Genomic DNA, 1,798 nt, shown 5'->3' on the forward strand with positions numbered 1-1,798 from the left:
AGCCAAGAAAGCTGAAGACGCTAAGAAAGCCAATGAGGCCAATTCAGGTCAAGGTTTTGGCGGCGAAGGCAAAGTAATGGGCAAGGCTTTGGATGGCGGTGTCTTGGTAGCGAAAAAACGTGAAACCGGCGATTTGGAATATGCCAAAACCGAAGCTCCGACTGCCTCGGATAAAAACAGCGTCGTACTTGATGGTGTCGCCATTAATACCAAAGACGTTAAAGCGGGTGAGTTTACGTTGGGCGAAAAAAGTATGAACGGCGGTAAAGCCGATGCAGCACAATATGCGGTACACAGCGGCGACCTGTTGCCTGACGTTCGTTACGGCGGTGTTGCCGATGTCAGCGATCTGCGTGATGTGAAACAGGCGTTGTTTGTCCAAGGCACGCCGTCAGGCAGTGATACCGTTGCAGCCCAAAGAGGGGATGCAACCTATAAAGGCATCGGCCTGCATTTCCAAAACGGACTGCCGATCAATACAAGAGGTCTGCAAGAAATTTTTGAAACCGGTTCGCAAGCCAAGCTGGCCAATCTGTATCCTGCCGCTAAAGCAACCGATGTTACCGCAAAAGTCAATTTCGACCAAAAAACCATCAATGTCAGCATCAACCGCTATTCCGATCAAACGGTTGGCGGTGGTAGTGGTGGCAACAGGATTGCAGGTGTCGTCAAATCCAATGCGCGCGATATGGCGGAAAATCTGTCTTTCAATGGCGATTTGCACGGTAACACCTTCTCCAACAAGCAAGGTACGATGCAAGGCGGATTCTTTGGCGCGAAGGCAGACCAACTTGCCGGTACATATAGTGCGGCAGGCAAAAACCAACGTGATGAAGACGTAGTGGCGCGCGGTGTGTTTGGTGCAAAACGCCAAGATGCGGTAGCTCAAGCAGGCGGACAGCCTGATGCGCCGGTTGCCAAACCCGATACGCCCGTAACCAAACCTAAAGGTGATGCCGCTGCGGCCGAATTGAAAAAAGGTGAAACAGGCGAGCAATACTTCTTATCGAATATCGCCGATTTGACCAAAGTCGTTATCAACGGTACGACAATCGCTTTGTCACCTGTTACCAACAAGCTCTATCGAACTGAATTGGGTTCGGACTACAAATCGTTTGTTGCTTCAGGCAATTTGAGCAATGTTGTCTTCGGTGCGGCAAAACTTGCCGATAATGCCTACTCCTTGTTTGTTCAGGGGGTAATGAGTGCCTCTCTACCGTCAGGGACAGCCAAGTATGCCGGCGATGTGTTGAATTTCCGTGCCCGCAACTTGGATAATAAGGAAAACTGGGTGGGTGATACAGGAGGCTACCGTACTACCGGTTCGTTTACCGCAGATGTCAACTTCGATACCAAGACTATCGCAGGTAAAATCAATAGTGGTGACAGATGGTTCATGAATGAACGAGCCTTTACTGCAGATATTACAGGCAGCAGCTTTAACGGTAAATGGACTTCAGATGCACAAGGCTCTGTAACCGGCGGATTCTACGGTGACAAAGCTGCCGAAATGGCCGGGCGATACAGTTATCATGACAAAGAAGATAAAAGTAACAATGCCTTCGGTGTATTCGGCGGTAAAAAACAATAACCGTCTGTTTAAGCTGAAAACAAACCGCCTGAAAGGGCGGTTTTTTTTTGAGTGGGTAGGATTTTCAGACGACCTTTTACGGTAACAACAATCTAGAGAGCAATTTACCCGCTAAAAGGTCGTCTGAAAACCTTGAATCTTATTTTCAGATAATCTGAGACCTTTGCAAAATTCCCTAAAATCCCCTAAATTTCCATCAAGACATTT

Annotated in this window: 1 protein-coding gene; it reads left to right on the forward strand. The window is 48.2% G+C overall.

Annotation, left to right across the window (positions count from 1 at the left end; all coding sequences use genetic code 11):
• Window positions 1–1,591, forward strand: a 1,591-nt coding sequence (locus HMPREF3047_RS04570; RefSeq protein WP_070712328.1) for a transferrin-binding protein-like solute binding protein, incomplete at its 5' end; no start/stop codon positions are given.
• Window positions 1,592–1,798: the final 207 nt, after the last annotated feature.

This window comes from Neisseria sp. HMSC075C10 (assembly GCF_001815615.1).
Taxonomy (GTDB): Bacteria; Pseudomonadota; Gammaproteobacteria; order Burkholderiales; family Neisseriaceae; genus Neisseria; species Neisseria subflava_A.